General features: G+C 69.2%; 1 protein-coding gene. It reads right to left on the bottom strand.

Annotated elements, in window-relative coordinates:
- Window positions 1-403 (bottom strand): acyltransferase domain-containing protein (locus tag ACLZOT_RS50210; protein WP_416976017.1); only part of this gene is annotated, 403 nt, incomplete at both ends.

Raw genomic sequence — 403 nt, 5'->3', positions numbered from 1 at the left:
CGGACACACCCGGCCGCTCGTCCCCGATCAGTGCACGCACCTCGTCCGGTCCGGCGCCGATCGAGGCCATGTCACCCAGGCCCTGCAACTGCCGCAGCGCATCACTGCGGACGGCGACGACCCTCGCCGCGTCCGAGAGCGACAGTGCTCCCGCGACGCAGGCCGCAGCTATCTCACCCTGCGAATGCCCAAGTACTGCGGCGGGACGGACGCCGTACTCCTCCCAGACGGCAGCGAGGGAGACCATCACCGCCCACAGGACCGGCTGCACCACATCGACACGGTCCAACCCGCCCCCGTCCCGCAGTACGCAGGTGAGCGACCAATCGACATGAGGCGCAAGGGCCTGCTCACACTCCCCGATCCGCGCCGCGAACACCGGTGATTCGTCCAGGAGTTGAGC

Origin of the sequence: Streptomyces sp. 4F14 (assembly GCF_048159485.1) — a bacterium.
Classification (GTDB): Bacteria; Actinomycetota; Actinomycetes; order Streptomycetales; family Streptomycetaceae; genus Streptomyces.
Note: the sequence above shows the minus strand (reverse complement) of the source record. Positions and strands in the feature narration are given on the sequence as shown.